Source organism: Glutamicibacter sp., assembly GCF_035257265.1.
In the GTDB taxonomy this organism is placed as follows: domain Bacteria; phylum Actinomycetota; class Actinomycetes; order Actinomycetales; family Micrococcaceae; genus Glutamicibacter.
Window position 1 is genome coordinate 1 of record NZ_DATEXC010000026.1, and the last position, 25,738, is coordinate 25,738.

Sequence of the window (25,738 nt, forward strand, 5' to 3'; positions counted from 1 at the left end):
CCTCAGTCGGCATGTGATCAACGAAGAACGGAACTACTGGCCGGATAAACAGAAAACCCCTGGCCGTTGGCCAGGGGTCCCTGATGAAGATTTGTAAAGCGTGTCGCAACTCATCTGTAAACTATGTCGCGACTCTTCACATCTGTGGCGGGGAGAGGATTTGAACCTCTGACCTCCGGGTTATGAGCCCGGCGAGCTACCGAACTGCTCCACCCCGCGTCGGTAAATACAACATTACCAACTAGTAAACTTCATGGCTAATCGAGCTGGCATGTCCTTAGTCACAGAACGTGCCGGTTGCCCCTGCACCCGATTGCAAGGAAATTTCTGGCACGGTCGCGAAGAATCAGAAATACGGATTCCGCGGACGGCAAAAAGAAATCCTCCCAGTCAAAAGACTGAGAGGACTTCGTTTTGGTCACCGTCGAATTATTCTCGACTTGTCCCATAAGTGGCGGGGAGAGGATTTGAACCTCTGACCTCCGGGTTATGAGCCCGGCGAGCTACCGAACTGCTCCACCCCGCGATGACTAGACTATTCTTCATCATCGCGGAGCAGAATGCAAATCGGAGACTAGAGAACAACTACCCGTTGTTCCCATCGGCTGGCGGCGCGGACTCAGTCGGTGCGGCTGGTGCTTCGGAGTTCGTCTTTACCTCGCCCTCCGGAGCGGCTTCACCGTTAATCGATGCATCCGCTTCCAGTGCACGAGACAAGGCATTCTGAAGCTCAGTCTGCGCCTTACCGTAGGCAGCAAAGTCGCCAGCCTTCAAAGCTTCATCCGATTTCTTGATCGCTTCATTTGCTGCGTCCAATGCTGAGGTCAGCTTCTGCGTCTCAGACTGGGTAGGAGCATTGCTCTCCCCTGGCTGATCCTTAGGCTTGGATCCGTCCCCGGTTTCACCGGTCACGGCACCGGAGTCGCCACCAAAGACTTCATCAAGAGCTTCGGCCAGCGTATCGGCGAAGCCGACCTGATCACCGAAGGCGACCAATACCTTACGCAAGGTTGGGTAACTTGTCTGGCCCGAGGATTGCACGTACACAGGCTGGACGTAGAGGATACCGCCACCGACAGGCAGCGACAGCAAGTTACCGTTCTTCACTTCGGAAGCACCCTGTCGCAACAGGTTCAGCTCCGTGGTCACCCTAGGGTTGGTATCGAAGTTCTGCTGGGCTTGGCCTGGACCAGGTACAGCAGTATCGCGTGGAAGTTCGAGCAAGCGCAGCTTGCCGTATTCATCGCTCTTCACACCCTCTTTACTACCCGCATCTGCGTCTGCCGAAAGGAAGCCGAACAGCACGTTACGCTGCTGGCCGTTAGCAGCTGCCTGCGGGATGAAGGTCGAGGTCAATGAGAATGACGCAGCATCCTGTGTTGGCATCTTCAACGAAAGGAAGTATGGAGGCTGCTTCACTCCCTTAGTCGATGAGGTCGGATCATCTGGCACTGCCCACGCATCGTTCGATTCGTAGAATGCACCGGCATCATCAACGTGATAGGTCGTGAGAACCTCGCGCTGAACCTTGAACATATCCTCTGGATAACGGACGTGCTCCATCAGTTCACTAGAAATGTTGTCCAGTGGCTGCACAGCAGTTGGGAAGACCTTCTGCCATGCCTTCAGGATCGGATCTTCGGTATCCCAGGCGTAAAGATCAACCTTGCCGTCGTATGCATCCACCGTAGCCTTGACCGAGTTACGCATGTAGTTCACACGGCCTGACAGACGATCAAAGTCTGACGCATTGGTCAGGGAGTCAGAAACAGCCGATTCAATCTGCTGTTGCTGTGCATATGGGAAGTCGTTCGAGGTGGTGTAGCCATCAATGATCCATTTAACTCGACCGTCAATAATTGCCGGGTAGGCATTGGAATCAAGTGTTAGATACGGCGCAACCTTGCTCACGCGATCGCGTGGATTACGGTCATAAAGAATCTGCGATTCGTCGTTGACCGCGTTCGATAGCAACAGGTCAGTCGAGGCAAACTTCAATGCGTAAACGATGCGGTTGAACAGGTTGCCAACGTTTGGACCACCATCACCCTGGAAGGTGTAACGGGTATCTTCACCCTCACCGCCAGCGCTTGGGCGGTCTAGTTCCTGGTCCGTCCAACCTTCTGGACCGCCAACCACCGAATAGTCTGGCGAAGTTTCGCCAAAGTAAATACGCGGCTCGTAATCAGCTTCAGTGATCAAATCACCGGTGGACGGGATGCCGCCGAGCATGAAGTCTGGGCGCCCTCCAGCAGCAACGCGGTTACCGTAAGCGGCAACCAGTCCATAACCGTGCGTATAGGTCACGTGTTGGTTAACCCAGGTGTCGTTAGGGTTGACGCTTACTTCACGCGCAGCGATCACCGTGTCCTCGATTTTGCCATCGATCTCGTAACGGTCAACGTTGAGGTTTTCTGGGAACGTGTAGTAACCACGGAATTGCTGCAACTGTGCGAAAGCAGCGGAAACCAAGTTGGGATCCAGCAGACGAATGTTTGCGGTGGTTTCGGTTTCCTTGGCCAGCGCGTTCTTCTCGGTGCTCACCTTCGCGTCATATGGAGTGACCTCAATGTCGCTTAGTCCGAACGCTTGACGAGTCATCTCAATATTTCGATCGATATACTCGCTTTCCAAGGCACGCTGCGATGGAACAACCTGGAACTGCTGCACCAAGTATGGGTAAACGCCGCCGGCAACGATCATGGTCACCACGAGCATCGCGGTGCCAATCAGTGGTAGGCGCCAGCGTCCGTTGATCGCAGCAATGATAAAGGTAATAGCGATCAGAATCGCGACGATAGCCAGGATCATCCGTGCAGGAATAACCGCATGCACGTCCTTGTACAACGCACCGGCAACTCGTCCGGACTGGTTATTCAAAGTTTCGTACTGTGAAATCCAGAAGTTCACTGCCTGCAATAGCAAGAAGACTGCGACAACTATCGCCGTATGCACGCGAGCGGCCTTGCCCACCGTGATACCGCCGCGTTCTTCGACGCGAATGCCACCATAAAGGTAATGAGTCAGCAGTCCTGCCACACCGCCAAGCAGAACCACGGAAATCAAGAATCCGACGATTAGCCCAATAAATGGCAAGGTGAAAACGAAGAATCCGAGATCCATATTGAACTGAGGATCGTTGGCACCGAAAGGCACCCGGTTGATGAACAACAAGATCGTCTGCCATTGTCCGGCTACCGCGATGGCGGAGAAGATTCCGACCACCGCGGGGATACCGATCATTAGGAACCGACGAATTGGTTCCAGCTGCGCTTGATAGCGCGACATAGAGTCCTGGTGGGTGCCTTCCGGCGCGTAAACCGGGCGGTGCTTATAAGCACTTCGCATGGAAAGCCACATCGGAACCGCCATCACGACTAGCGCGATGACGAAGATGATGAGTTTGGCTATTCGTTCGGTCCAATAAACGTCCGAGAACCCGAGCTGGTTGAACCAGAGGATATCTGCATAGAAGTTTGAGAGGAAAACAAACACAGCCACCAAAATGACCACAGCAAATACCGTGAGCGTCAGAGGAGACGCTTTCTTATTTGCTGGTTTGGAAGGTTGTCGCGGCCCTTGGGGCCGCGGTGGGCCCCCGAACGGACTATCCGATCCGTATGACACTATTTATTCCTTACCTAGATGTCCCGCACGCCTTTACTAACGCCAGAACTCGTATGACTATCACTGTACTTACTAAGCTGCAGACACCAAGTTGTATGAACGATGCCTCGCGAATCTATGAACAGGACTCCAGCGTGGCCGGGTCCGTACCTTGAGCAATCTGCTCTAGTGCCTGTCGTGCTTCATGCAATGTTGCAATCTTGACGACGTTTAGTCCTTTGGGCACTCGCCCGGCGACATCGGAACAGTTATCTGCCGGAGCCAGGAAGACCGTGGCGCCATCTGCCTTAGCGGCGACCATCTTCTGAGCGATTCCGCCGATTGCTCCGACTTCCCCATCCGCGGTAATCTCTCCGGTTCCGGCGATGTGGTGGTCGCCTGCCAAGGATCCTTCGGTCAGCCGGTCGATAATGGCCAGCGCAAACATCGTTCCGGCGCTCGGGCCACCAACTTCCTCAACTCCGAATTTAACGTCAATCGGGAAGTCAAACGAAGTACTCAGAAAAACTCCAAGCTGTCGGGTTCCTTCAGCACCTGGAGCGGTGGAAACCTTCACATCAAGTTTCTCAGTTGCGTCTTTCCCGGAGGAACGTTGGACCGTCATCGTGCTGGTTTGATCGCCACGGTCATTTAATTGTGTTTTGAGTTCATCGAGACTCGTGACTGGTTTCCCCTCGAAGGCGAGCAACCGGTCCCCGGGCTTCAACGAGTCCTTGTTTGTATCCGTGGAAAAATCGGCAACTTCCAGCCAGGTTTTATATTCGTGGCCGAGCTCGTTCATTGCCGCAGCAATCGATAGTTCCTGGGACGAAACCATCATTGAATCATTGGCCTGGCCGCGTTCCTCGCTGGTCACCCCACGTGGAATCATCGTCTCTTCCGGAACAATATCTTTGTTGGGATTAATAAGCGCTTCAAGAATGACAGGCGTCGAGACGCGGTTCTGCCCACCACCTTGGACGTAAATGGTTGTCATGTCCAAGATGCTGTCGGACTGATAACTCTTTTCTCCACGGATAGTGATGAGTTCTTTGTCGTTGTACTCGCCCAGTGTGTTCAATACCGGACCAGGCGTGCGCACCACAAAGTTAGTGGGCAAAAAGAGAATCAAACCGACTAGCAGGAGAGCTAGGGTTCCGGCAATCGTGGTTTTCACGGGTTTGGAACTAGGAACTGACGCACCGAGAGTCGGGGCGGCATCCTTTGTGGATGATGGTTCCTGCTCGTGCACTGGCCTTGCTCCTACCGCTTAAAATTATTTCCGGAGCGTTTTCACAAACGCTACCCTCCTAGCCTACTGAAGGCCCGCCCCGATCTTCATCAGCTATAAGGAGTATTCGATGTGCCGAAAGCGAACTCTGGTGTTCATTGATGTGAACTCTCAGCCTCAGAGGGTACTTTAAGTACATGGCACAGAACCCTCCGAATAACCGACCTGACGGTGACGACGAAGAAAACAATCCGCAGGATCCGATGTCCGCAATGTTCTCTCAGCTCTTCGGTAACGGTTTCGATCCAAATGACCTTCCGCCTCAGCTACGGGAAGCCATGGGCTCCCAAGATCCTGCCGCTATGCAGCAAATGATGCAGCAAGCGCAAGCGATGATGTCCGCAATGATGCAAAATAATTCCTCCGACGGCCCAGTCAATTGGAAGCTTGCGTCTGACACTGCGCTGCAGGCTTATGCCGGCGAAGATCCGAAACCTTCCGAGTCTCGGCAAGGTGCAATCGTTGATGCTTCCTATCTGGCAGATCTGTGGCTGAACAACGCGACTGTTTTTGAATCCAATGGCGAAGCCACCGAAGTATGGACCCGCAAACGCTGGTACGACAAAACTTTAGGTGTCTGGAAAAAAGTGACCGAGCCGGTGGCCGAGTCGGTGACCCGAGCGATCACCAGCGCTATGAAGGACCAGATTCCTGAAGAGATGAAGGGCATGCTCGGCAACTCCGATGCCATGTTCCATAATCTGGGATCGAGCATGTTCGGCATGCAGCTAGGAACCGCGCTAGGCGGACTGGCCAAAGATGTTCTCGGTGGTACCGACATTGGACTTCCGCTGGCTGGCACGACGCCAGGTTTGGTGTCCGCCAACGTCGCAAACTTTGGTGAAGGTTTGGAAATCCCCGAACAGGAAGTTCTGCTCTACGTCATTCTTCGCGAAAATGCGCACACACGCCTGTTCAACCGGGTTCCCTGGCTCTCCTCAAAGCTGATTGGCGCAGTCGAGTCCTACTCCCGTGGCATTCATATCGATATGTCCCGGGTTGAAGAAGCCGTACGGGGAATCGATCCGTCCAATCCGGAGAACTTGCAGGAACTCCTCGGTGAGGGGCTCTTCACCCCACAGCGCACCGGCGAGCAGGAAAAGGCTCTAGAAAATCTTGAACTGACTCTTGCTCTCATCGAAGGTTGGGTTGACCACGTGGTTTCCCTGGCAGCAGCGAACTTGCCGTTCGCTGCGCACCTCCGCGAGACCATGCGTCGTCGCCGTGCTTCGGGCGGCCCAGCCGAGTCGGCTTTTGCCTCATTGGTCGGGTTGGAACTGCGCCCACGTAAGCTTCGGGAAGCTGCAGCGTTGTGGGAACATCTTCATGAAGAACGTGGCACCGAAGGCCGAGACGCGATCTGGGACCACCCAGACCTCATGCCTACAGCTGAGGATCTTAGCGATCCAGCTGGATTCACCAAACGTCGAGAATCCGCTGCCTCAGAGTACGACGAGTTTGATGCCGCGTTAGGCAAGCTTCTGGACGGCGGTTTTGACGACGTCGCGCCGGAAGATGACAAACCGGATGAAGAGAACGAAGACCCGAAGAACTAAAATCTAGTCCTTCACGCAACAGGAGCTGGGCAGCCTTAGCTGTTTAGCTCCTGTTGTGCTTTAAAGCTGCTCTACGCGCAGGTCAATTGTCCTCCAAGTCGTCGAAGCCACCGGCTTCAAGCTCGGTCTGACCATTTTCTTTAGCATATGCGTTGAATCCGGCGCTAAATCCGGCTAAGAATTGGTCGGCTTCCACACGCCTTTCAAAGCGATCCAACAGTTGCTGAAATTCGTTTCCATGTCCCTGACCGGGCGTTGCCAGATGCACAAGTTCATGGACCAACACATAATCTTGAACCCAGATCGGTACATATTTCAGCTTCGCCGATAACCGTATACTGCGTTGGTATGGCGTAGCCGAACCCCAACGTTTGTTCTGGTTATTGACCCACCGTACCGATAAAGGATTAGCGATTCCGCCCAGGTATTTTGCATCGAGCGCTTTGGCTCGATCCATCAAGGAGTCTTCGGTTGATAACGCTGACTCACGGTTTTTACGTTGCCGATACTTTTTGAGCATCTCATCGACGAACACTCGCTCGGTACTCTCGTTTAGTGCCGCTGGCACCTGCACTACGAGCCGATTATCCCGCCATTGTGAGGAGATGGTTTTCTTGCGCTTATTTGACCGTACGATACGGACCGGAATGTCATCAGCCGCAATAAATTCTACGGTCTGTGGGAAATTCGGCATCGGGTGCCTCCACTTCTATCCTTCGCACGTGCACGGTGGTTACTCGGTGATCCAATTAGCTTAGATAGCTTGCTAACTGCACAGCGTCCATGCCTCGCCAAATGTAGATAACTAGCCCGCGTACTCGGCCAAGACAGCCAGCATGGCTTCTCCGTAGCGTTCGAGCTTGCTGCGCCCCACGCCTGAGATCTTAGCCAACTGCGGAAGCGTAGAGGGCCGATGTTCGGCTATAGCCATCAGCGTTGCATCGGTGAATATGACGAATGCAGGTACTGAATTGCTCTGTGCCACTGCAGCGCGCCAACTGCGCAGCGATTCGAAAAGCGCTTCGTCGTAGGCGGCCGGGCAGGATGAACAGCGCTTGAGTTTTCGCTCTTTAGCCGTGGTCAAGAAGGAACCACAACCGGCGCAAACCAGAGGAGTCAGTTTCTGTGGCTTACGACGTACCGGAGCTTGCTGTCGACTGCTTGCTTGGCGTACTGATTTGATTCCATCTAAGAATCTGGACGGGTAACGGTGTGCCCTGCCGCCGGGAGTGCGAGCCAAAGACCATGAAAGGTAGAGGTGGATTCTTGCCCTGGTGATTCCGACATAAAGAAGCCGTCGCTCTTCGTCATACCCCGCTTGGTCTTTGGCATAAGTAATTGGAACGAGTCCATCGCTGAGTCCAGCCAAGAACACTACGTCCCATTCCAGCCCCTTAGCTGCGTGGAATGACGCTAAGATAACACCATCTAAGGTGGGCGCGTGCTGCGTGGCAGCGCGATCTTCGAGTTCCTTCACGACATCGCGCAAGGTAACTTGATCGCCTTGCGCTCCCCTGCTGGCGACTAGGTCATCAGCCAGGCGCACCAATGCTGAAAGTGATTCCCAGCGTTGACGCACGGCACCAGTGCTGCCCGTTGGCGCCTCTGGCGCATAACCGTGGGATGCGAGAACATCGCGCACCAACTGTGAAACAGACTGGTCCCCGGCGACATTCAGCGCGGCACGTAGCGCGAGCATGCCTTCTTTGACTTCTCGTCTTGAGAAGAAACGTTCGGCGCCACGCATCACATATGAAATTCCACGCGCAGTTAGCGCCTGCTCAAATGCCTGCGACTGTCCGTTGGTCCGATAGAGAACCGCGATTTCAGAAACGTCTTGACCATTTTTGAGCAATGCTTTGATCCGCTGGGCCACTTCGGCGGCTTCTTGTTCGTCGTCTGCGGCCTCAAAAAATTCTGGGCTTGGCCCATGGTCGCGCTGCGCGATAAGTTCAAGCGGTTCGGGCCAGGTCACCGTCGGATCCGGCATTGATGTTTCAATCCGACGAGTGGAAAGTACCTTATTGGCCAGGTTGACTACTTCGGGCGTGGACCGGTAGTCACGCACGAGTTTGACGACCGTCGCCTCCGGGTATTTTGCGCCGAAGTTCAGCAAATAATCCGGCTTCGCCCCGGTAAAAGAATATATAGTCTGGGATGCGTCACCGACCACACATAATTCGTCACGCCCACCGAGCCACAAGTCCAGGAGCCGCTGTTGCAGCGGCGAAACGTCCTGATACTCGTCCACAACAAAGTGCCGATACTGCGATCGCACATTTGCCGCGACTTTTTCGTTGTCTTCCAGAATTGCACTGGTTAGCAGCAGGACATCCTCAAAGTCGATAACGCTACGGTCGTCTTTGAGCTCCTCATAAGTTTGGAAAATCCGGGCCATGCTGACCGCTTCGAGCCCATTGGGCAGATCCCGGCTGGATGCGACTTTAGCGTAACTCTCCGGAGAATGCATCGAGACCTTGGCCCACTCAATTTCTGAGGCCAGGTCACGCACCATCGCGCGGTCACTTGAAATCCTTAGCCGTCGGGCAGACTCGGCGATCAGCGGTGCTTTATGCTCCACCAAGTTTGGCAAGGTTCCACCAATTGACTGCGGCCAGAAGTATTGCAACTGTCGTAGTGCGGCCGCGTGGAAGGTTCGAGTTTGAACTCCGGGGGCGCCCAGTAGACGAAGCCGGGTTCGCATTTCTGAAGCGGCTCGCGTCGTAAAGGTCAATGCCAAGACGCTGGTGGGGTTGTAAACACCAGTATGCACTCCGTGCGCGATTCTGTGCGTAATCGCTCGGGTCTTACCCGTGCCGGCCCCGGCAAGGATACATAGCGGGCCACGAAGAGTTTCTGCTGCGAGACGTTGTTCCACATCAAGACCAGAAAGAAGATCTGGGGCCTGAAAGTTTTCTTGCTCGCTCACTTGTTTGGGGCCTCCGGAAGGGGTTCTCCGTACCAATTACGGATTAATGCATGCGAAATAGACACTCCGCGGGGAATTTGAAGGCTTCCGGCGCGTAGTTCGGTACCGAGCTCTTCTCTTGTAAACCAACGCAGGTCGAGGATTTCGGCACCGTCAGGAACGAGATTCGTACTCAGCGCTTCACCGGTAAAGCCAAGCATCAGCGAGCGTGGCAAGGGCCAAGGCTGGGAACCAAGATAGGCCACGTCACCGACGTGCACCCCGGACTCTTCAAAGATTTCCCGGCGTACTGCCGATTCCAATGACTCCCCTGCCTCAACAAAACCGGCAAGGACCGAATACATTTTGGATTTAAAAGTGCTGTTGGCACCGAGTAGCAGCCGGTCTTGGGAATCGATGATTGCGGCGATAATGGCAGGGTCGGTCCGCGGGAAGAGCTCATGATTATTGGTGACGCAGCGTTGCACCCAACCTGAGGTTGACGCGCGAAGTTCGGAACCACAGCGTGGGCAGAACACTTCATTGCGCCGCCAATTTGTGATCGCTTGAGCTTCAACAAATAATTCGGCTTGAGCTTCGCTCAGGGAACTAAAAGCCTCGCGAAGAGTAGTCCATGAAGCATCGGCAATATCCTCCAGCACCGATTCATCAACAATGGCCAATACATACGGATGTTGTTGGTCGCGTCCCAGATAAACGAACTGCTCGGTGCCGGAAATTTGATATTCCGGACCGGGCGTAAACATCAACGATTCACCTCGAAGAGCGGCTCCGCGCGAAGATATCAGCATGACCCGGCTCAGTGGGTCGGCCATAACTTGCGGTAAGAGGTCCGGTTGATCGTGTTCGGTAACCGGACGCTCATACACCGATCGCGCAAAGCTCAGAGAGGTAAGTGGTAAACGATATTTTTCTGCCAACGACATACTCCTAACCTAGTGCAATTCGCTGAGCAACAGCTTGGTTTGGAGCCCCTGTGGAAACAATTGACAATGATCTCAATCGCATCTGCCCGATTGAGCGCCGAAACAAGCAATCTTCCGTGCGTCATTCACGAAAGATACTGCCAATCTCGCATACGGTGGAGGGTGTGAAACGCTCTGCCATGGAACTCGCCGCAATTGCCACCGCCGCCGTACCGGGATTAACCCCGGTCGGGTTCGCCGCGTTGTCCGATGATGCAGAAGACTTCGACTCAGCACTCATCGTGGACGCTCAGAAACACCGCTGGCGTGTACGCTCACCGCGTCATGATGAAGCAAGTATGCGCTTGGAAGCTGAACTCTCCGCCTTACGCGCATTCTCGGCAAAGGTCCGCGCGGCTTTGCCGTTCTCGCTTCCTTCGGTGGCCGGCACCGTACGCCAAGGACCATTGCGTACCTTCGTTTACAAAGATTTACCCGGAAGGGTTCCTACCCTCGAAGAGTTGGTTGAGGAAGGCAGCAAGCTTGCGGTGGCTCTAGGCCAGTGCATGGCAGCGATCCATCAGATTCCCGACGAATCCGTTGAAGTTGCTGGCTTGCCCACCTACACCGCCGATGAGGTGCGCCAGCGAAAGCTCAACGAGCTGGATACCGCGGCCGCAACCGGTCGCGTACCTAGCGGTCTACTTCGTCGCTGGGAACATGCCATGGAGGACGTCTCTCTTTGGCGTTTTAACGCCACCGTAGTTCATGGTGACTTTGACGAAGAGCAACTTCAGGTTTCGCACGCGAGCATCACCGCGGTCAAGGGCTGGACCGACCTGCACGTGGGAGATCCTGCCGATGACTTTGCCTGGCTTTCAGCCATCGATGATCATGGCTTTAGCGAGCGCGTATTTGCCGCCTATGTTGAGGCGCGCGGTAAATCCGCTGACCCGCATATTATGCGCCGTGCCGCATTGGCAGCAGAGTTCGCGCTGGCACAGTGGCTGGTGAAATCCTTGGACAGCAAAGACGCAGAGCGTATTGCCGATGCCGAAGAGATGCTGCAGGAACTAGATACCAATATCGCCGAGTATGGAGGACAGCCGCTGTCGGTGGTCGAAGCTCCCCGCCCGCTGGCCGCCCCGGCGCTTGCGCCGGAAGTACCAAGCGAGCCAAAGAAGGCCAGTGCTCCCGCAATCAACACGTCGAAGGTCACCCAGCTTACGGTGGATGAGGATCTGGAGCCTCATCCATCACCACAGCCTGCCATGGCTTCGGCGGATCCTGCACCGCAAAAGCCAGTAAGCCAGGAACCGGCGCCGCAAACCAGCGGCGAGTCCACTGATGCAACGCCCGAACCTGTAGCAGCAGTTAAATCCGAGGACCCGGTGCCTGCGAAGGACACCGAGTCAAAGGAAGAAACTAGCTCGTAGATCCCTTAGTTTCCTGCTCTGTCAGGGTGACGAAAGCGTTGGCAATCATTAGTTCAAGGTCCTCTTCGGAAGCCAAAGATTCTGCGTGAATTGTGATGCCGGCGCTGACATAGTAAAACGCCGCTTGGATCTGTTCCAGCGGAATCCCATGAAGTCGTGACCAGCCCAAGCGGTACACCGCTAACTGAACCAACTTGCTCTTCAAGTCTTTACCGCTTGGCACCCGGCCGGTTTTCCAGTCGAGCATCAACCAGGTGCCATCTTCGAGTTGAAATACCGCGTCGATACGGCCACGTACCGCAACGGGCCCGACACGTGTTTCAAGTGGCACCTCCACATATGCCGGCTGTCGATCAGCCCATTCGCTAGCGAGGAACGCTTCCTTCATTGATTCAAGATCCAGCACCTCGTCAATATAGCGATCCGCTGGTTCCACGATCTCCCCCAAGTCCAGCATCTGGGTTTGTTCGTAAAACTCTTCAATCCACGCATGGAACGCGGTACCTCGCCGCGCGGCTAAACCGGGACGGCGAGGGATGGGGCGGCGAAGGTTCTCCAATACTTCAACCGGATCCTCGGCAAGCTCCACAAAGAGCGAGGCTCGCACATGCTCGGGCGCTTCAATGACACGTTCACGATTGTTGAGGAACTCGCGTTGTGCCAACAGCCGGTTCGCTTCATCATTCCAATGTTCACCAAAACTGGTGAGCATTTGATCGTTGTCTTTGTCCGAAGTGACGTCTTCGGCCACAAGCTGTAGGACTTCTCTGCGCGAGTATGGATGCGGTGTTTTCTGCACGGCACCGCTGATCACTGGGCCCTCCAACGGGTCATAGGGCCAGAGTGCTTCCAACGGCTGGGAACGTACCGGGTTCTCTTCCGGGGCTTGCTCATCTTCCACCCACTGCCCAATCTCGGCATGTGGATTTTCCAAATTCACCAACGGAAGCAGTGCATTCATAAATACCGAAGGCTCACAGGGTTTGGTCCGCGAGCCAGACCAGATGCTGCTAGAACAGATGAGTAACGATTTCGCTCTGGTCACTGCCACATAAGCCAGCCTGCGTTCCTCGGCAATATGGTGATCATCCACGCGGTCTTTGAAAATAGATTCGGCTTCAATCAATTCCTTGAGCGCCGGCTGGTCGGTATCCCACTGGGGCAGATCGCCGCTGTCCCCGCGTAAAGGCCACGGCAGTGCTTTATCACCGCTGGTCCAACGATCTGATTTGGCGCCCGGGAACACTCCCTCGTTTAATGACATCACCGCAACGGTGTCCCATTCCAGTCCCTTGGAGGCGTGAATCGTGAGAAGTTGCACTGCCTGCGGGTCTGCGTCTTCCGAAGGCAGCGGCAAGCCCTTCTCTTTCTCTGCGGCTTGTTCAAGCCACATTAAGAATCCGGCCAGCTCAACTCGTGGGGCATTGCGGCAATATTCGCGCACCACATCGGCAAAAGCATCGAGGTTAACGCGATATTTATCCGTGGCAATCCATGGTCGTGATGCCACCTCAATATCCAAATTCATCGCTCTTTCGACCTCGCGGATTAACGCTTCTAAGTCATCATTGGCGATCAGACGCAGCTGACGTAGTTCGGTACGCAAGGCTTCAAGACGTTCAAACCCGATATCAGAGATACTGCGTCCATCAGAGCTGGTCCACTTCGCCGGTGGCAGGTAATCGAGCGCTTCAACAAGGCTGGCCGCATCGTTTAATTCGGCGCGGGCCACTTCCTGCTCGCTTTGCTGTTCGGTCAGTGCCTCGGCGGGATCCAGTTCTGGGTTTAGTCCCTTTTGCCGGCGACGGGCCAGCGAACGTGACCAGTCGGCAAATGCTGCTAGATCTGCGGCGCCAAGCCGCCAGCGCGCTCCAGCCAGTAGCCTCATCAATTTATCCGAACGTAACGGATCAACCAGCACCTGCAAGCAAGACACCAAGTCGGTTAGTTCCGGGGTGCTCAGTAACCCGGATAGCCCTACAAGCTGATATGGGATTCCTCGTTCACCAAGCACCTCCCCCATCACCGATAGATTCGCTCGGTTACGGCTGAGAACGGCGCTGGTCTTGAGCACAGTACCGGTGTCTGGCTTGTTCTGCGCCACGATAAGATCTGCAATTTTCTCAGCTTCGTCGCGCACAGTGGCGCAACGGTTGAGCACTACCCTTCCTTGCTGCGCAAAAGCAGACGGTTCCAGAGGTTTAACCGACACCGGTCCACTAACTTGTTCCTGTCCACCTGCGGTGATCTGGTTTGCCGCTTCCAAAACGTTGACGGTATTACGCCAGGCGACCGTGAGGTGTTTAACGTGGGCAACTTCCCTGTCAGACTCACGCACAATAGGAAACTCTTCGGGAAATCTGAAGAGCTGCCCCGCACTGGCTCCGCGGAAACCATAGATGGACTGATTCGGGTCACCGACTGCGGTGACTGGATGACCGTGGCCATACAGTTCAGAGAACAACACCATTTGGGCATGCGAGGTATCTTGGAATTCGTCGAGCAAAACCACCTTATGGCTGGCTCTTTCGGCGAGCGCCGCTGCGGGAACCTGCTGGGCAATATGTGCCGCGTGAGAAACCAGATCACCGTAATCCATGACGCCCAGCTTTTGCTTCGACAGCGCATATTCTTGGGCTAATTCAGCAATCGTTGCCCGAGAGGCAAGCTTGTCTAGTAACTTTTGAGCCGGGGCAATTCGGTTCTTTTCCTTATCGGCCTGCATTGGGAGAACGTTGAGTTCTTTGATGAGGTTATCGAGCCACTGTTGGGCCTGCGGTGGTGAGACCAGATGCTCTGAGGACTCAGAACTAAAAGAGACGATCGCATCGATCAAGGTACTGGTCGCCGAACCTAGGTGTTCGTAACTTCCGGTGTAGCTTTCCAAGACCTGATGAGCAATTTGCCAGGATTGGGCGGCTCCCAGTAGCACCGTGTCTTCTTCAATGCCCAGCAGTAGCCCATAGTCCTGGACTAGGGTATTGGCGTAGGAGTGATAAGTAGAGACAGCTGGGTCAAGGAAGTCACGGGTGTCTTCCTCACTCAACAACCCCGTAGCGACAAGCTGCGCAATCTTCGCACGAATACGCACCGAAAGCTCTCCGGCAGCTTTACGAGTAAAGGTCACACCAAGAATTTCTTCCGGGCGAACCAGCCCATTGGCAACCAGCCAGACCACTTTATCGGCCATAGTTTTTGTTTTGCCCGACCCAGCTCCGGCGATCACCAGCATTGGTTCTAATGGCGCGGAAATAATCTCCGCTTGTTGCGCGGTGGGTGGAAACTGCTCCCCCAAAGCTTCGGAGAGTTCTAGTGGGGAGAATCTAATATTGCTCATCGTTCGGTGACCTGTCGTCCTTCTTCGCACAATGGGCAGATTTCGGGCAGTGTGCAAGAGCCCCGGAGCCCCTCTGAACCAACCGTATGGCGGGTAATGAATTCACTCTCGCCCATCAGTTGTGCGGCCTGCAGAATCAGCTCACGGGCCCAGGTGTCCTCCCCTAGCGCTGGCTGGTCCCTCAGCGAAGCCGACTTTGTTGAGGTGCCCACGTATACCAGAGAGGCACCTGCCGGTTCGGAGGACAACTGCGCGGTTTCTTCTTGGTCCTGCAGTGCGCCGAGTTGGATTGCCGTTTGATAGACCGCAAGCTGCGGATTAGTTTCGGTGAGCTTCGCTGAGGGCGCGGTGCCACCGGTTTTCAGATCCACCACGGTAACCCTGCCATTTTCGTCCGCTTCAATTCGGTCAATGACGCCGCGTAGTTGAATGTTTTTTCCCTCGTGCGGGACATCGACTTGGAACGGTAGTTCGATGGCAGCCAACGTCCGTCCAGAAGTTCGCATGGTGATGGAATACTGCGCGAGTTTTTTGAGCATTTCCTCGGCTCGGTCAAAATCGCGTTGGCCTTCCCAATTGGGAAGCTTTTCCAGCTCCGGCCAGCGCTGTTCCAAGATCTGTGCGTATTCAGTGCCACTGGCTTCGGGGTGCTCCTCGGCGATTGAATGGATCAGGGTACCTAAGGAGGCGGCAAAGTCATGGGCTGCCTGCCCGCCGGCGCTTTGCACAAACCAGTTCAGCGGCGATTTCACAAGCGTTTCCACCTTGGACGGCGAAACGCGAAGCGGCTGGTCTTCAGGAACCACAGGAGCATTTGTACTCAATGGTTTCAGCCCCCACCAGCTCTGCGGATGGGCACCTCGCACCGGATAGTCATTTCGTGCTAAACGGTTAAGAACCGAGGTGGCATCGTGATAGATCTCTTGGGCAGAGACGTCCACCGGTTCTGGAATGGCTCCGAGCTGCGCAGCCTTAGCTCGTTCAGCCATTGAACGCAGTTCTGCCACCAAGGTTGGTAGTGCCCTGATACGAGGGACCTCGGTGAGTTCTCGGGCAGCCGTCTCGTATGGATCTACAAGGTCCAGGAACGAGGATGGTTGGGAGTCTTCGTTGTCTACCGCGGAACAGATCAGCATTTTTGACGCGCGTGAAACAGCATTACTGAAACTTCGCGTTTCATCACTGCGAATTCCACGCATCAATTGTGTCGGGGTTCGAGTGCTGAGGAAGGAGATCCCATGCTCAACTGCGTCAGCCAAGGCATTTGAACCTAGCAATTCTCCACGGAGGCGTAGATTTGGCCAGCTGCCTTCTTGCAAGCCTGGAATGAACACCACCGGCCATTGTTTTCCTGCCGCGGCAGCGGTGGTTAGTACCGTCACCGTTTGGGTACCGGTAGCTCTAGAGGCCAGCGAGTCCATAGGCAGGTCTTGATGCAAAATATGGTCTAGGAAGAGCTCCACGCTGGCACCTGGTAGCTGGTCCACGAACCGCTCTGCTGCTTGGAACAGCGAGAGCACCGCGTCCAGATCATGATCGGCCCTGCGCGCGGTATTCCCCGTTGCCAAGGCCTCTTTACGCCAAGCGTTGGCGCGCCCCGAGGCATCCCACAGAGCCCAAAGGGCCGTTTCTGGTGTCGCTTGTCCGGTGGCTAAGTCCGCGCGTAAGGCAGCAAACATGGTCAGCAAGCGGTTCAGTCCGAATGCCACAGGGCCTAATGACTCGGTCAGCTCTGGTTCGTGAAGGGTGGCTTCGAGAAGTTCTTGGCTGGAGCGTCGCCCACCTTGAGAGCTTTCGCGTAGACGCAGCATCTGACGCAGCCGGCGAATCTCCAAAGCGGTACTCATGCCATACCGCGAAAGCAATAAGTTCTGCATGAGTAACGGGTCATCACTGACACCGTCTGCTAAGGCAAGCTGGACCAGATCCAATAACGGCCGCACAGCTCCCTCGTCCTTCAACGGGATTTCGGCAGGCGGAACCTGTACCGCAATCCCCTGGCCTTCGAGGAAACGACTGAGTGAACGCACCTGTGAACCGTTGCGGACCACAATGGCAATATCCGAGAGCGGGAATCCCTCATAGAGGTCCATCTGCACGATGCGCTGGGCAATATAGCGCTCTTCCAGAGTGGAGTTTTCGAAACACAACGCCAGAACTTCGCCATCTTCAATATCGGGACGTGTGTGTAAGGCTCGGCCACGTTGGCCCGCGGCCAAAGGGATGCGGCGCACCACGCGCTGCCATACGTCCATGATGGCAGGCGCCATGCGGAAGCTGTTAGTTAATTCGAAAAACTGAATATCGTCATTTGCACTATAAGACTGTGCGAACCGGCTCAGTTCATCTGCCCGGGCACCACGGAAGCCTTGGACAACATTGTCTGGAGCAGCAAAAGCAACTATGGAGCGCTCTCGTCCAATCACACGCAAGAGCCGGTGCTGGGACAACGTCGCTTCTTGAAGGTCATCCACTAAAATTAGTTGCAGTTTTTCGTGCTCGTCGTTCAGAAATTCTGGATTTTCCTCAAGAATCTGTGCGGCGCGGGTCATCAGCCCCGCAGGATCAAAAGCTTCGGCACTGCCCAAATCAAGCAGGTCACGGTATTCCTGATAAAAACGAGCCGCGGCAACCCATTCGCTGCGTTTAGTTTGTTCACCTAATTCGGCGATATCCACCGGTTCAAGTCCAAGTTCCGAGACCCGGTCAAAAAATTCACGAAGTTCTTTTCTAAACCCTCGAGTCTCTACGGCCAGATCCAGATCTGATGGCCAGCCCGGACCAACAGTCAGACCTTGCCGGTGCCCTTCAAGCAGGTTGCCGATAAGTGTGTCTTGTTCGGGTCCCGACAAAAGTCGTGGTGCGCGTTCTAGAGCAGGCAACAAACCTTCTAACCGTGCCCGGCGAATCAGGTCGAATGCGTACGCTGACCAGGTTCGAACTACCGGTTCGGTAAAGGTTTGGTCTGCCCGGCGGCTAAGTTCATCGCGTATTCCGGCGGCCGTAAGACGAGTTGGAGCAATGATCAACAGTTGTAGCGGATCCAGGCCAGCGGCAAGGTGCGCTACAGCCAGGTCAATCAGGGCTGTAGTTTTTCCAGTGCCAGGAGCTCCAATGACTAGCGTCGGTTTTTCTACCACTGACAATTGCTCAAGCAATAAAGCGGTATCTAACGGTGCCGAGTCGATTGATTCTTCCATGTTCATAGTTGATCATCCGCTGGCGACAAGTAGCTTGCTTGCAACGCCGCTTTCAAAGATTGAATTTGCTGCCACTGTGCATCATCTGGTTGCCACCGCGCCCGGCTCATGTCGACGCGTTGGCCCTTGCGCGGGGTACATTCGGTTATCCACGCGGTATTGCCTTGCTCAGCCAGGACCGGTGGCAGCGTGCCATCGGCGCGGATTATTCGCCACCAAGGTGTAGCCGACGGGGAAGACGCCATAGCTTTTCCCGCTTGCCTTGGGCCACCGCTACCCAGCAGCTCTGCAACGTCACCATAGCTAAGGACCGCGCCTGGCGGAATTAATGCCGCGAGCCGGTGAACGGCTTCGGCATATTCGAGACTTGCGGGTGTGGGTACGGTGCTCATGTCACCATTGTGCCAACTTCGAGTTCCTCATCCACAACCGGAGCGTCAGTGGAAAAGTTGCAGGAACGAACAGGTAGCGTTGTTTCTATGAATGAATGGCATAAGGGCCTTGTCGTTGGCTTTGACTTGGAAACCACAGGCGTCGATACCAACACCGCTCGCATTGTCACCGCGTCAGTGGTTCTTCTCGATGCTCAGGGGCAGGTAGTGAATCAGCGCGAGTGGCTCGTTGACCCTGGAGTCGAGATCCCCGAGGCAGCGACCGCTGTCCACGGTGTTTCCACCGAAAAGGCACGTGCTGAAGGAATGCCTGCTCCGCAAGGCGTCTCCGAGATCCTCAATTTGCTACAATTTGCTGCCCAGCAGTCCCCCATCGTGGCGTTTAACGCGTCCTACGATTTTTCGGTTCTGCATGCCGAGGCGTTGCGCTATGGTCTAGTACCGCTCATTCCGGGTAACGTGATCGATCCGTTCATCATTGACAAGCAGGTGGACAAGTTTCGCAAGGGAAAACGCACACTTGCCGCAGCCTGTGAGCATTACGGCGTAGTTCTCGAAAATGCGCACACCTCGTTTGCCGACTCTGTCGCATGTGTTGGTGTTGCTCGTGCCATTGCGCAGAAATACCCACAACTTCAGGTGGACCCACAAGACTTGCATGGTTGGCAGATTGGCTGGGCTCGGGATCAAGCCGCAAGCTTCCAGGAGTACCTACGAAAGCGTGATCCGCAGGCTGTTGTTGACGGTGCTTGGCCGATCAAAGACAGCTAATGGCCCGATTTTCCACTAACTGTTGTCCACTTCACAATCTATAAGAGGACTCCCCCGAATTGCCGGGTAAGTCAATCGTTCATCTTCAGTCACAATTCAGCGAATCTTCTTCGACAGCACCGGCAATTACGCCCGAAATTAAGAATAGTTACCTTATTCTGAGGGGCGTTAGGGCGATATTGTTCGATAATGATTCAATGGAGGGTACTCTCTATACCCCTTGAGAATTGAAGGAACGCGCCTAGTGATCACAATTAGTGACCTGCGTAAGGTCTACCGCCAAGGCAACAATGACGTTGTTGCCCTAGACGGTGTGAGCCTTGAAGTCCCCACCGGGAAAATTCACGGCATTGTTGGGCACTCCGGAGCTGGTAAATCCACGCTCGTTCGATGCTTGACATTGCTTGACCAGCCGACCTCCGGCACCGTTGCAGTCAACGGCAAGGAGCTAACTAACGTCAGTGACGATGAGCTTCGTAATGCCCGCCGTCGTATCGGTATGGTCTTTCAGCATGCGAACTTGTTCGATTCGCGCACCACCGAACAAAATATTGCCTACCCACTAGAACTGGTAGGTACGCCCAAGAAGGACGTTGCGAAGAAAGTTTCGGAACTTCTTGAGCTCGTGGGCTTGACCCAGTTTGCCAAGGGCTACCCCTCGCAGCTTTCCGGCGGTCAGCGCCAGCGTGTAGGCATTGCCCGCGCTTTGGCCACCGACCCCGATGTGTTGCTCTGTGATGAGCCGACCAGCGCGTTGGATCCGCAGACCACCGACGAAATTCTTGAACTTGTCAAAGAACTACGCAACCGCCTGAACATCACCGTGTTGATCATTACCCACGAGATGCACGTGGTGAAGCAGGCCTGTGATTCGGTGTCCCTTCTTGAAGCCGGCAAAATCGTTGAGCACGGCGACATTGAAGCGGTCATTACGAACCCTTCAGGACGTTTGGCTGCAACACTGCTGCCGCTTCCAGGTGACGCGCCACAGGTCGAGGGTGCCGGACCAGTGGTAGATCTGCTCTACACCGGTGATCAGGCAACCGAACCTGTCATCTCAGGCATTGCACGTAAATTCAACACCGATGTCAACGTTTTGGCTGGCTCTGTTGAACACCTGGGCGATCAGCAGTTCGCCCACTTGCGCGTGCAGTTTGCCCCTGATGCCGACCTTGGCGCAATCGTGGAATATCTGAAGTCCGCTGGAATCGCAGTAACCGTGAAGGAGGCCAAGTAAGTTATGGATTTCTTCACTGAACTCTTGAACAACCCAGGTATCACCAGGGCTATGTGGCCGGCTACCGTGGAAACACTGCAGATGGTACTGATTGCTACAGTTTTCACCATCGTCATCGGTTTACCGCTGGGAATCTTGCTGCATAACACCGGCAAAGGTGGACTGCTACCAGTTCGTTGGCTGAATGTGGTGCTTTCGGGCATCATCGTCAACATCACCCGTTCGATTCCGTTTGCCATTCTGATGGTGGCGCTGATTCCCTTGGCCAAGGCCATCACCGGCGAGTCGCTCGGTCCGGTAGCAGCCTCCGTGTCATTGACCATCGGTACGGTTCCCTTCTTCGCTCGACTTGTTGAAACTGCGTTGCGTGACGTTTCATCCGGCAAGGTAGATGCCGCATTGGTGATGGGATCCACCAAGATGCAGGTTATTCGCAAAGTCTTGGTACCCGAAGCGATGCCAGGGCTTATCGCCGCACTGACTACCACCGTGGTCACGCTCATCGGTTATTCGGCAATGGCCGGACTAGTCGGCGGCGGTGGTTTGGGGCGCTTGGCTTACAACTATGGCTTCCAGCGCTACGACATGGGAATCATGTTGGTCACCATGGTCATTATCCTCATCATGGTCCAAATCGTACAGATTGCCGGCGACATCGTCGCTCGCAAGATTGATCACCGTTAGATAATTTTCCGTCGGTCACCCGACGGGCTTGGTGGGCAGAACAGCCACACCAAACTTCCCCTTTCGTTACCGGCAACGGTTCGTATTCAAAGGAAAACACTCACAATGCGTACAAAGCTCGCACTTGCCATCACTGGTGTCGCTACTCTCTTTGCGGTGACCGCCTGCGGTAGCACCGGATCCGCCGAACCATCGGCGGCACCTAGCCTCGACCCAGCAAACCCTGTAGTCGTCAAGGTCGGCGCAAGCCCGGTCCCACACGCACAGATTCTTGAATTCATCGATCAGAACTTGGCTAAGGATGCCGGTATCGACCTGGAAATCCAGGAAATTGATGACTACCAGACGCCAAATATTGCTTTGGCCGATGGCACCATCGATGCTAACTACTTCCAGACCGAGGCGTACCTGGCACAGCAGGTTGCCGACAAGGGCTACGAATTCGATCACGGTAAGGGCGTCCACTTGGAGCCACTGACCGTATTCTCGAAGAATTTCGACAAGCCTGAAGATGTCACCGAAGGGGCAATCGTACTGTTGAATAACGACCCGGTGAACCAGCTTCGCGGGCTTCGCGTGCTGGAAAGCGTGGGACTGCTTTCGGGTCTGACCGACGATGATTCAGCTCTGACCCTTGACGGCGACGATACCAAGAACCCGAAGAAGCTCACTTTTAAAGAAGTAAACTCGGAGCAGGTTCCAAAGTTCTACGCCGAAGATGACAACATCGGACTGGCAGTCATCAACGGAAACTTCATCGTTCAGGCGAAGTTGAACCTGGATGAAGTACTTGCGCAGGAGTCCTCGAAGGACAACCCGAACTCGAACTTCCTGACCTGGCGTGCAGGCGAAGAGACTCCGGCCATTGCCAAGCTTGACGAACTGCTGCACTCCGAAGAAGTAGCCGCATACATCAAGAAGACCTGGACCGACGGAAGCGTAATCCCAGCTTCATAAGGACTCCACAGTGCTTTACGGAGCGCTCCTCTGCCCACCGGGCAGAGGAGCGCTCCGTTGTTTATGCTCAAGAAGCCGCCGCGCCAGACAAACCAAGTAGCTTGGCCCCATTGCCCCACAGCACCGCCGTGAGCCAGGCTCTCCCAAGCCCTAATCGGGCTAGCGCCTCAATTTGGTGGGCATAGGCATATGGAATATTCGGGTAGTCCGAGCCGAGAATGATCTTGTCTTGCAAGGTTGGCAAGCGGTGGAGATAACTATCTGGCATCGGCGCAAATTCATTGGTGAAGTCGGTCCCCACCATGGTGGTATCTAAATATACGCCGGCAAACTCCTCGGCTAAATCCGCAAACTCGTGATATTCGGGCATGCCCATATGCGCAATCACCAGCACCAGCTTGGGAAACCTCTCCATAAGTTGGCGGACATGTTGCGGACCGGTGAAACTGCCGTCGAGCGGTGCGGATCCGGCGTGGATTACTACCGGGATTTGTGCCTGTTCAAGCGTTCGCCAGGCTTCATCGAGTTGGGCATCATCCGGTGCGAAACCGCCGACCTGAATGTGGAGCTTAAATAGTCGTGCTCCAGCGTCGATTGCGTCTTGGACGTAGGTGCCAACTCCGGGTTCCGGATAGAAAGTCGCACAGTGCAAGGCCCCGGAAACGCGGTTGCTGAAGTCTCGTGCCCATTCATTGAGCCACGTCGCCATGCCTGCCTTATGGGCGTATGACAACGCAGGAATAGCCGCTACCCCGATCTTTCGAAGCCGACTGATACGCGATTGCTCGTCCATTCGATAAGTAATGGGCCACGGGCGGCCATAACTTTGTTCTGCCTGGTCAAAGTATGCCCAGACTTTCTGCAACATGGGTTCTGGGAGGAAATGTACGTGAATATCAGCGAGGCCTGGAATCCCGAGATACTCCAAGAATTCGGGGATCTGTTGATCCGTTTTTGGTACTAGATGCTCCAAGACGACGTCTGCCATGAACCGTTCCTCATATTTCTTGCAACCATTGATGTTCTAGCCAAGCTATCAAGATCGACTCTTGAAGTCTCCAGAGTATAAAAAACCGAGGTACCGGCTTCCCATGTTGCGGGAAGCCGGTACCTCGGTTTTCAGAGTGTTACGCGGTGGCAGCAGCGGCAGCCTGAGCCGCCGCAGGCAGTGCTGCGAAGATCTTCTCCATTGACTCATCATCATGCGCTGCGGAGAGGAACCATGCTTCGAATACGCTTGGTGGCAGGTAAACACCTGAATCAAGCATCGAGTGGAAGAACGGTGCGTAGCGGAACGCTTCTTGAGCCTGTGCATCTGCGTAGTTATGTACGCCCTTGGCCGAGGTGCCAAATGCCACGGAGAACAAGGAACCTGCGCGCTGGATCGAGTGATCCACCCCTGCCTCGTTGAAGGCTTCGCTGAGCTTTGCCTGCAGAGCGTTGGATTGCTTGAGAATGTGAGCGTACACCTCATCGGTGGCGTGGGTCAGCTGAGCAATACCGGCAGCCATCGCTACCGGGTTACCCGAAAGCGTGCCGGCCTGATATACCGGGCCCAACGGAGCTAGGTAATCCATAACATCGGCGCGACCACCCAAGGCAGCGGTTGGAAGACCACCACCGATGACCTTGCCGAAGGTGTAGAGGTCCGCATTCCAGCCTTCATCCTTACCGCTCAGACCCCAGTATCCGGAAGATGATGCGCGGAAGCCGGTGAGTACTTCGTCAAGGATCAGCAGTGCGCCGTACTTGGCAGTGGTGTCCTTGAGGAACTTGTTATAGCCCGCCTCCGGGGTGACTACGCCCATGTTGCACGGTGCTGATTCGGTGATCACGGCGGCAATATTTGCCCCGTGCTCGGCGAATGCGGCTTCAACCGCGGCACGGTCGTTGTATGGCAATACGAGGGTTTCGGCCGCGGTGGCCGCGGTGACTCCAGCGGAACCTGGCAGCGCCAGGGTTGCAACACCCGAGCCGGCATCGGCCAAGAGGCTGTCGAGGTGGCCGTGGTAGCAACCGGCAAACTTGATGATCAGTTCACGACCGGTGAAGCCGCGGGCCAAACGCACAGCGGTCATGGTCGCTTCGGTGCCGGTGGAGACCATACGTACCCGGTCTACCCCTCCGACTCGATCCTTGATCAGTTTGCCAAGCTTCGCCTCATCCGGGGTGGATGCACCAAAGGACAACCCGCGGTCAACGGCTGCGTGAACCGCCGACTGAATTTCGGGGTGAGCGTGACCCAATAGGGCTGGACCCCAGGAACAGACTAGGTCAACATATTCTTTGCCGTCTGCGTCGGTCAGGTAAGCACCCTTGGCGCCGACCATAAATGGTGGCACGCCGCCGACGGAGCCGAAGGCACGAACTGGCGAGTTCACGCCACCGGGCATCACTTCTTGAGCCTCGGCGAAAAGCTTTTCGGAATTCGACATTTATTTATTTCCTTCGTTCAACCAGCCGGCAACTTCGGCTGCGTAATAGGTCAAGATCTGTTCGGCGCCCGCACGACGAATCGACAGCAAGGACTCCATCACCGAGGCATTGCGGTCGATCCATCCATTGGCCGAGGCGGCTTCGATCATCGCGTATTCACCGGAGATCTGGTAGGCGGAGACCGGTACCGGCGACATCTGTGCAATGTCCGAGACGATATCCAGGTAGCTCATGGCTGGTTTCACCATGACCATATCGGCACCTTCGGCGAGGTCCAGCTCCACCTCCAGCAGTGCCTCGCGGCGGTTCGACGCGTCCATCTGGTAGGTTCGGCGATCGCCTTGCAGCTGCGAATCGACGGCTTCACGGAACGGTCCGTAGAAGGCGCTGGCGTATTTTGCCGCGTAAGCCAGTACCGCAACTTCTTGTTTGCCGGCCTGGTCCAGAGCCTCGCGGATGACGGCGATCTGCCCGTCCATCATTCCAGATGGGCCGAGGATATGCGCGCCGGCTTCAGCCTGCATCACTGCCATTTCGGCATAAATTTCTAGGGTGCGGTCATTGTCCACTGCGCCCGTTTCATCAAGCACGCCGCAGTGCCCATGAGAAGTAAATTCGTCCAAGCAGACATCGGACATGATCACTAATTCGTCGCCAACTTCTTCGCGGACGGCGGCGATGCCCCTGTTCAAAATACCTTTCGGATCGATCCCGGCGCTGCCGTTCTCGTCGCGATGCTCCGGGATGCCAAAGAGCATAATGCCGCCCAAGCCACGCTGCGCTGCATCCGCCGCGGTCGCCTTGAGCGAATCCATGGTGTGTTGCATGACGCCAGGCATGGAGGTGATCGGGTTCGGCTCGGTGAGTCCCTCACGGACAAAGGCAGGCAGGATCAGCTGTCGCGAAGAAAGCTCAAATTCTGCCACGAGTCGACGAACTGCAGGATTCTGCCGGAGCCGGCGAGGTCGGTGCTGAGGGAAACCCATGTCACTTCTTTCTAG

General features: G+C 55.2%; 17 protein-coding genes and 2 tRNA genes. 6 read left to right on the top strand and 13 right to left on the bottom strand.

Going from position 1 to position 25,738, the window contains the following annotated elements:
* Positions 1-145: 145 nt before the first annotated feature.
* The 4 genes from VJ369_RS05415 to VJ369_RS05430 form a co-directional block, all read right to left on the bottom strand.
* Positions 146-219 (bottom strand) — tRNA-Met (locus VJ369_RS05415).
* A 233-nt stretch (positions 220-452) separates the two neighbouring features.
* Positions 453-526 (bottom strand) — tRNA-Met (locus VJ369_RS05420).
* Positions 527-585: 59 nt separating this feature from the next.
* The gene (locus VJ369_RS05425; RefSeq protein WP_324091091.1) at positions 586-3,627 is read right to left on the bottom strand and encodes a UPF0182 family protein; all 3,042 of its coding nucleotides are present in this window, start codon (positions 3,625-3,627) and stop codon (positions 586-588) included.
* Positions 3,628-3,742: 115 nt separating this feature from the next.
* Positions 3,743-4,858 carry a YlbL family protein gene (locus VJ369_RS05430; protein WP_324091092.1) on the bottom strand — a complete coding sequence of 372 codons (1,116 nt, stop codon included), beginning with the start codon at positions 4,856-4,858 and terminating at the stop codon, positions 3,743-3,745.
* Positions 4,859-5,034: 176 nt separating this feature from the next.
* Here VJ369_RS05430 and VJ369_RS05435 point away from each other — a divergent pair, with 176 nt between their 5' ends.
* The gene (locus VJ369_RS05435) at positions 5,035-6,453 is read left to right on the top strand and encodes a zinc-dependent metalloprotease (RefSeq protein ID WP_324091093.1); all 1,419 of its coding nucleotides are present in this window, start codon (positions 5,035-5,037) and stop codon (positions 6,451-6,453) included.
* A gap of 82 nt (positions 6,454-6,535) precedes the next feature.
* Here VJ369_RS05435 and VJ369_RS05440 read toward each other — a convergent pair whose 3' ends face one another.
* The 3 genes from VJ369_RS05440 to nudC form a co-directional block, all read right to left on the bottom strand.
* Positions 6,536-7,147, bottom strand: coding sequence for a M48 family metallopeptidase (locus VJ369_RS05440; protein ID WP_105675143.1), 612 nt, complete (start codon positions 7,145-7,147; stop codon positions 6,536-6,538).
* Positions 7,148-7,258: 111 nt separating this feature from the next.
* Positions 7,259-9,382, bottom strand: coding sequence for an ATP-dependent DNA helicase UvrD2 (locus tag VJ369_RS05445; protein ID WP_324091094.1), 2,124 nt, complete (start codon positions 9,380-9,382; stop codon positions 7,259-7,261).
* Complete coding sequence (gene nudC / locus VJ369_RS05450; RefSeq protein WP_324091095.1) at positions 9,379-10,308, bottom strand: NAD(+) diphosphatase; 930 nt, start codon at positions 10,306-10,308, stop codon at positions 9,379-9,381. The genes VJ369_RS05445 and nudC overlap by 4 nt, the downstream gene beginning before the upstream one ends.
* Positions 10,309-10,424: 116 nt before the next feature.
* Here nudC and VJ369_RS05455 point away from each other — a divergent pair, with 116 nt between their 5' ends.
* The gene (locus VJ369_RS05455; RefSeq protein ID WP_324091096.1) at positions 10,425-11,723 is read left to right on the top strand and encodes a phosphotransferase; all 1,299 of its coding nucleotides are present in this window, start codon (positions 10,425-10,427) and stop codon (positions 11,721-11,723) included.
* On the opposite strand, the gene VJ369_RS05460 is transcribed toward VJ369_RS05455, so the two are convergent.
* The 3 genes from VJ369_RS05460 to VJ369_RS05470 are packed head-to-tail and all read right to left on the bottom strand — an operon-like array spanning position 11,713 to position 18,652.
* On the bottom strand, positions 11,713-15,060 hold the full coding sequence (locus VJ369_RS05460) for an ATP-dependent DNA helicase (RefSeq protein ID WP_324091097.1): 3,348 nt from the start codon (positions 15,058-15,060) through the stop codon (positions 11,713-11,715). The two genes, VJ369_RS05455 and VJ369_RS05460, sit on opposite strands and share 11 nt — an antisense overlap.
* Positions 15,057-18,266, bottom strand: a complete 3,210-nt coding sequence (locus VJ369_RS05465; RefSeq protein WP_324091098.1) for an ATP-dependent DNA helicase — start codon at positions 18,264-18,266, stop codon at positions 15,057-15,059. The genes VJ369_RS05460 and VJ369_RS05465 overlap by 4 nt, the downstream gene beginning before the upstream one ends.
* Positions 18,263-18,652, bottom strand: coding sequence for an MGMT family protein (locus VJ369_RS05470; RefSeq protein ID WP_324091099.1), 390 nt, complete (start codon positions 18,650-18,652; stop codon positions 18,263-18,265). The genes VJ369_RS05465 and VJ369_RS05470 overlap by 4 nt, the downstream gene beginning before the upstream one ends.
* An 87-nt stretch (positions 18,653-18,739) precedes the next feature.
* Here VJ369_RS05470 and VJ369_RS05475 point away from each other — a divergent pair, with 87 nt between their 5' ends.
* The 4 genes from VJ369_RS05475 to VJ369_RS05490 all read left to right on the top strand — a co-directional run bounded on the left by VJ369_RS05475 (position 18,740) and on the right by VJ369_RS05490 (position 22,301).
* Positions 18,740-19,423 (top strand): 3'-5' exonuclease, encoded by a 684-nt coding sequence (locus VJ369_RS05475; protein ID WP_324091100.1) that lies wholly within the window; start codon positions 18,740-18,742, stop codon positions 19,421-19,423.
* A gap of 244 nt (positions 19,424-19,667) precedes the next feature.
* Complete coding sequence (locus tag VJ369_RS05480) at positions 19,668-20,660, top strand: methionine ABC transporter ATP-binding protein (RefSeq protein WP_324091101.1); 993 nt, start codon at positions 19,668-19,670, stop codon at positions 20,658-20,660.
* A 3-nt stretch (positions 20,661-20,663) separates the two neighbouring features.
* Complete coding sequence (locus VJ369_RS05485) at positions 20,664-21,344, top strand: methionine ABC transporter permease (protein ID WP_324091102.1); 681 nt, start codon at positions 20,664-20,666, stop codon at positions 21,342-21,344.
* Positions 21,345-21,449: 105 nt separating this feature from the next.
* Entirely contained in the window at positions 21,450-22,301 is an 852-nt protein-coding gene (locus VJ369_RS05490; RefSeq protein WP_324091103.1) for a MetQ/NlpA family ABC transporter substrate-binding protein, read from the top strand.
* Positions 22,302-22,368: 67 nt separating this feature from the next.
* On the opposite strand, the gene VJ369_RS05495 is transcribed toward VJ369_RS05490, so the two are convergent.
* From VJ369_RS05495 to hemB, 3 genes are all read right to left on the bottom strand, one after another.
* Entirely contained in the window at positions 22,369-23,289 is a 921-nt protein-coding gene (locus tag VJ369_RS05495; protein ID WP_324091104.1) for an amidohydrolase family protein, read from the bottom strand.
* Between the two features lie 139 nt (positions 23,290-23,428).
* Positions 23,429-24,736, bottom strand: a complete 1,308-nt coding sequence (gene hemL, locus VJ369_RS05500) for a glutamate-1-semialdehyde 2,1-aminomutase (RefSeq protein WP_324091105.1) — start codon at positions 24,734-24,736, stop codon at positions 23,429-23,431.
* On the bottom strand, positions 24,737-25,723 hold the full coding sequence (hemB, locus tag VJ369_RS05505) for a porphobilinogen synthase (protein WP_324091106.1): 987 nt from the start codon (positions 25,721-25,723) through the stop codon (positions 24,737-24,739).
* Positions 25,724-25,738 lie beyond the last annotated feature (15 nt).

What these genes read in the sequence shown, in the direction of transcription:
- VJ369_RS05435 (WP_324091093.1), top strand. Translation starts at nt 5,035, where the DNA reads ATGGCACAGAACCCTCCGAATAACCGACCTGACGGTGACGACGAAGAA.
- VJ369_RS05440 (WP_105675143.1), bottom strand. Translation starts at nt 7,147, where the DNA reads ATGCCGAATTTCCCACAGACCGTAGAATTTATTGCGGCTGATGACATT.
- nudC (WP_324091095.1), bottom strand. Translation starts at nt 10,308, where the DNA reads ATGTCGTTGGCAGAAAAATATCGTTTACCACTTACCTCTCTGAGCTTT.
- VJ369_RS05460 (WP_324091097.1), bottom strand. Translation starts at nt 15,060, where the DNA reads ATGAGCAATATTAGATTCTCCCCACTAGAACTCTCCGAAGCTTTGGGG.
- VJ369_RS05465 (WP_324091098.1), bottom strand. Translation starts at nt 18,266, where the DNA reads ATGAACATGGAAGAATCAATCGACTCGGCACCGTTAGATACCGCTTTA.
- VJ369_RS05470 (WP_324091099.1), bottom strand. Translation starts at nt 18,652, where the DNA reads ATGAGCACCGTACCCACACCCGCAAGTCTCGAATATGCCGAAGCCGTT.
- VJ369_RS05475 (WP_324091100.1), top strand. Translation starts at nt 18,740, where the DNA reads ATGAATGAATGGCATAAGGGCCTTGTCGTTGGCTTTGACTTGGAAACC.
- VJ369_RS05485 (WP_324091102.1), top strand. Translation starts at nt 20,664, where the DNA reads ATGGATTTCTTCACTGAACTCTTGAACAACCCAGGTATCACCAGGGCT.
- VJ369_RS05490 (WP_324091103.1), top strand. Translation starts at nt 21,450, where the DNA reads ATGCGTACAAAGCTCGCACTTGCCATCACTGGTGTCGCTACTCTCTTT.
- VJ369_RS05495 (WP_324091104.1), bottom strand. Translation starts at nt 23,289, where the DNA reads ATGGCAGACGTCGTCTTGGAGCATCTAGTACCAAAAACGGATCAACAG.
- hemL (WP_324091105.1), bottom strand. Translation starts at nt 24,736, where the DNA reads ATGTCGAATTCCGAAAAGCTTTTCGCCGAGGCTCAAGAAGTGATGCCC.
- hemB (WP_324091106.1), bottom strand. Translation starts at nt 25,723, where the DNA reads ATGGGTTTCCCTCAGCACCGACCTCGCCGGCTCCGGCAGAATCCTGCA.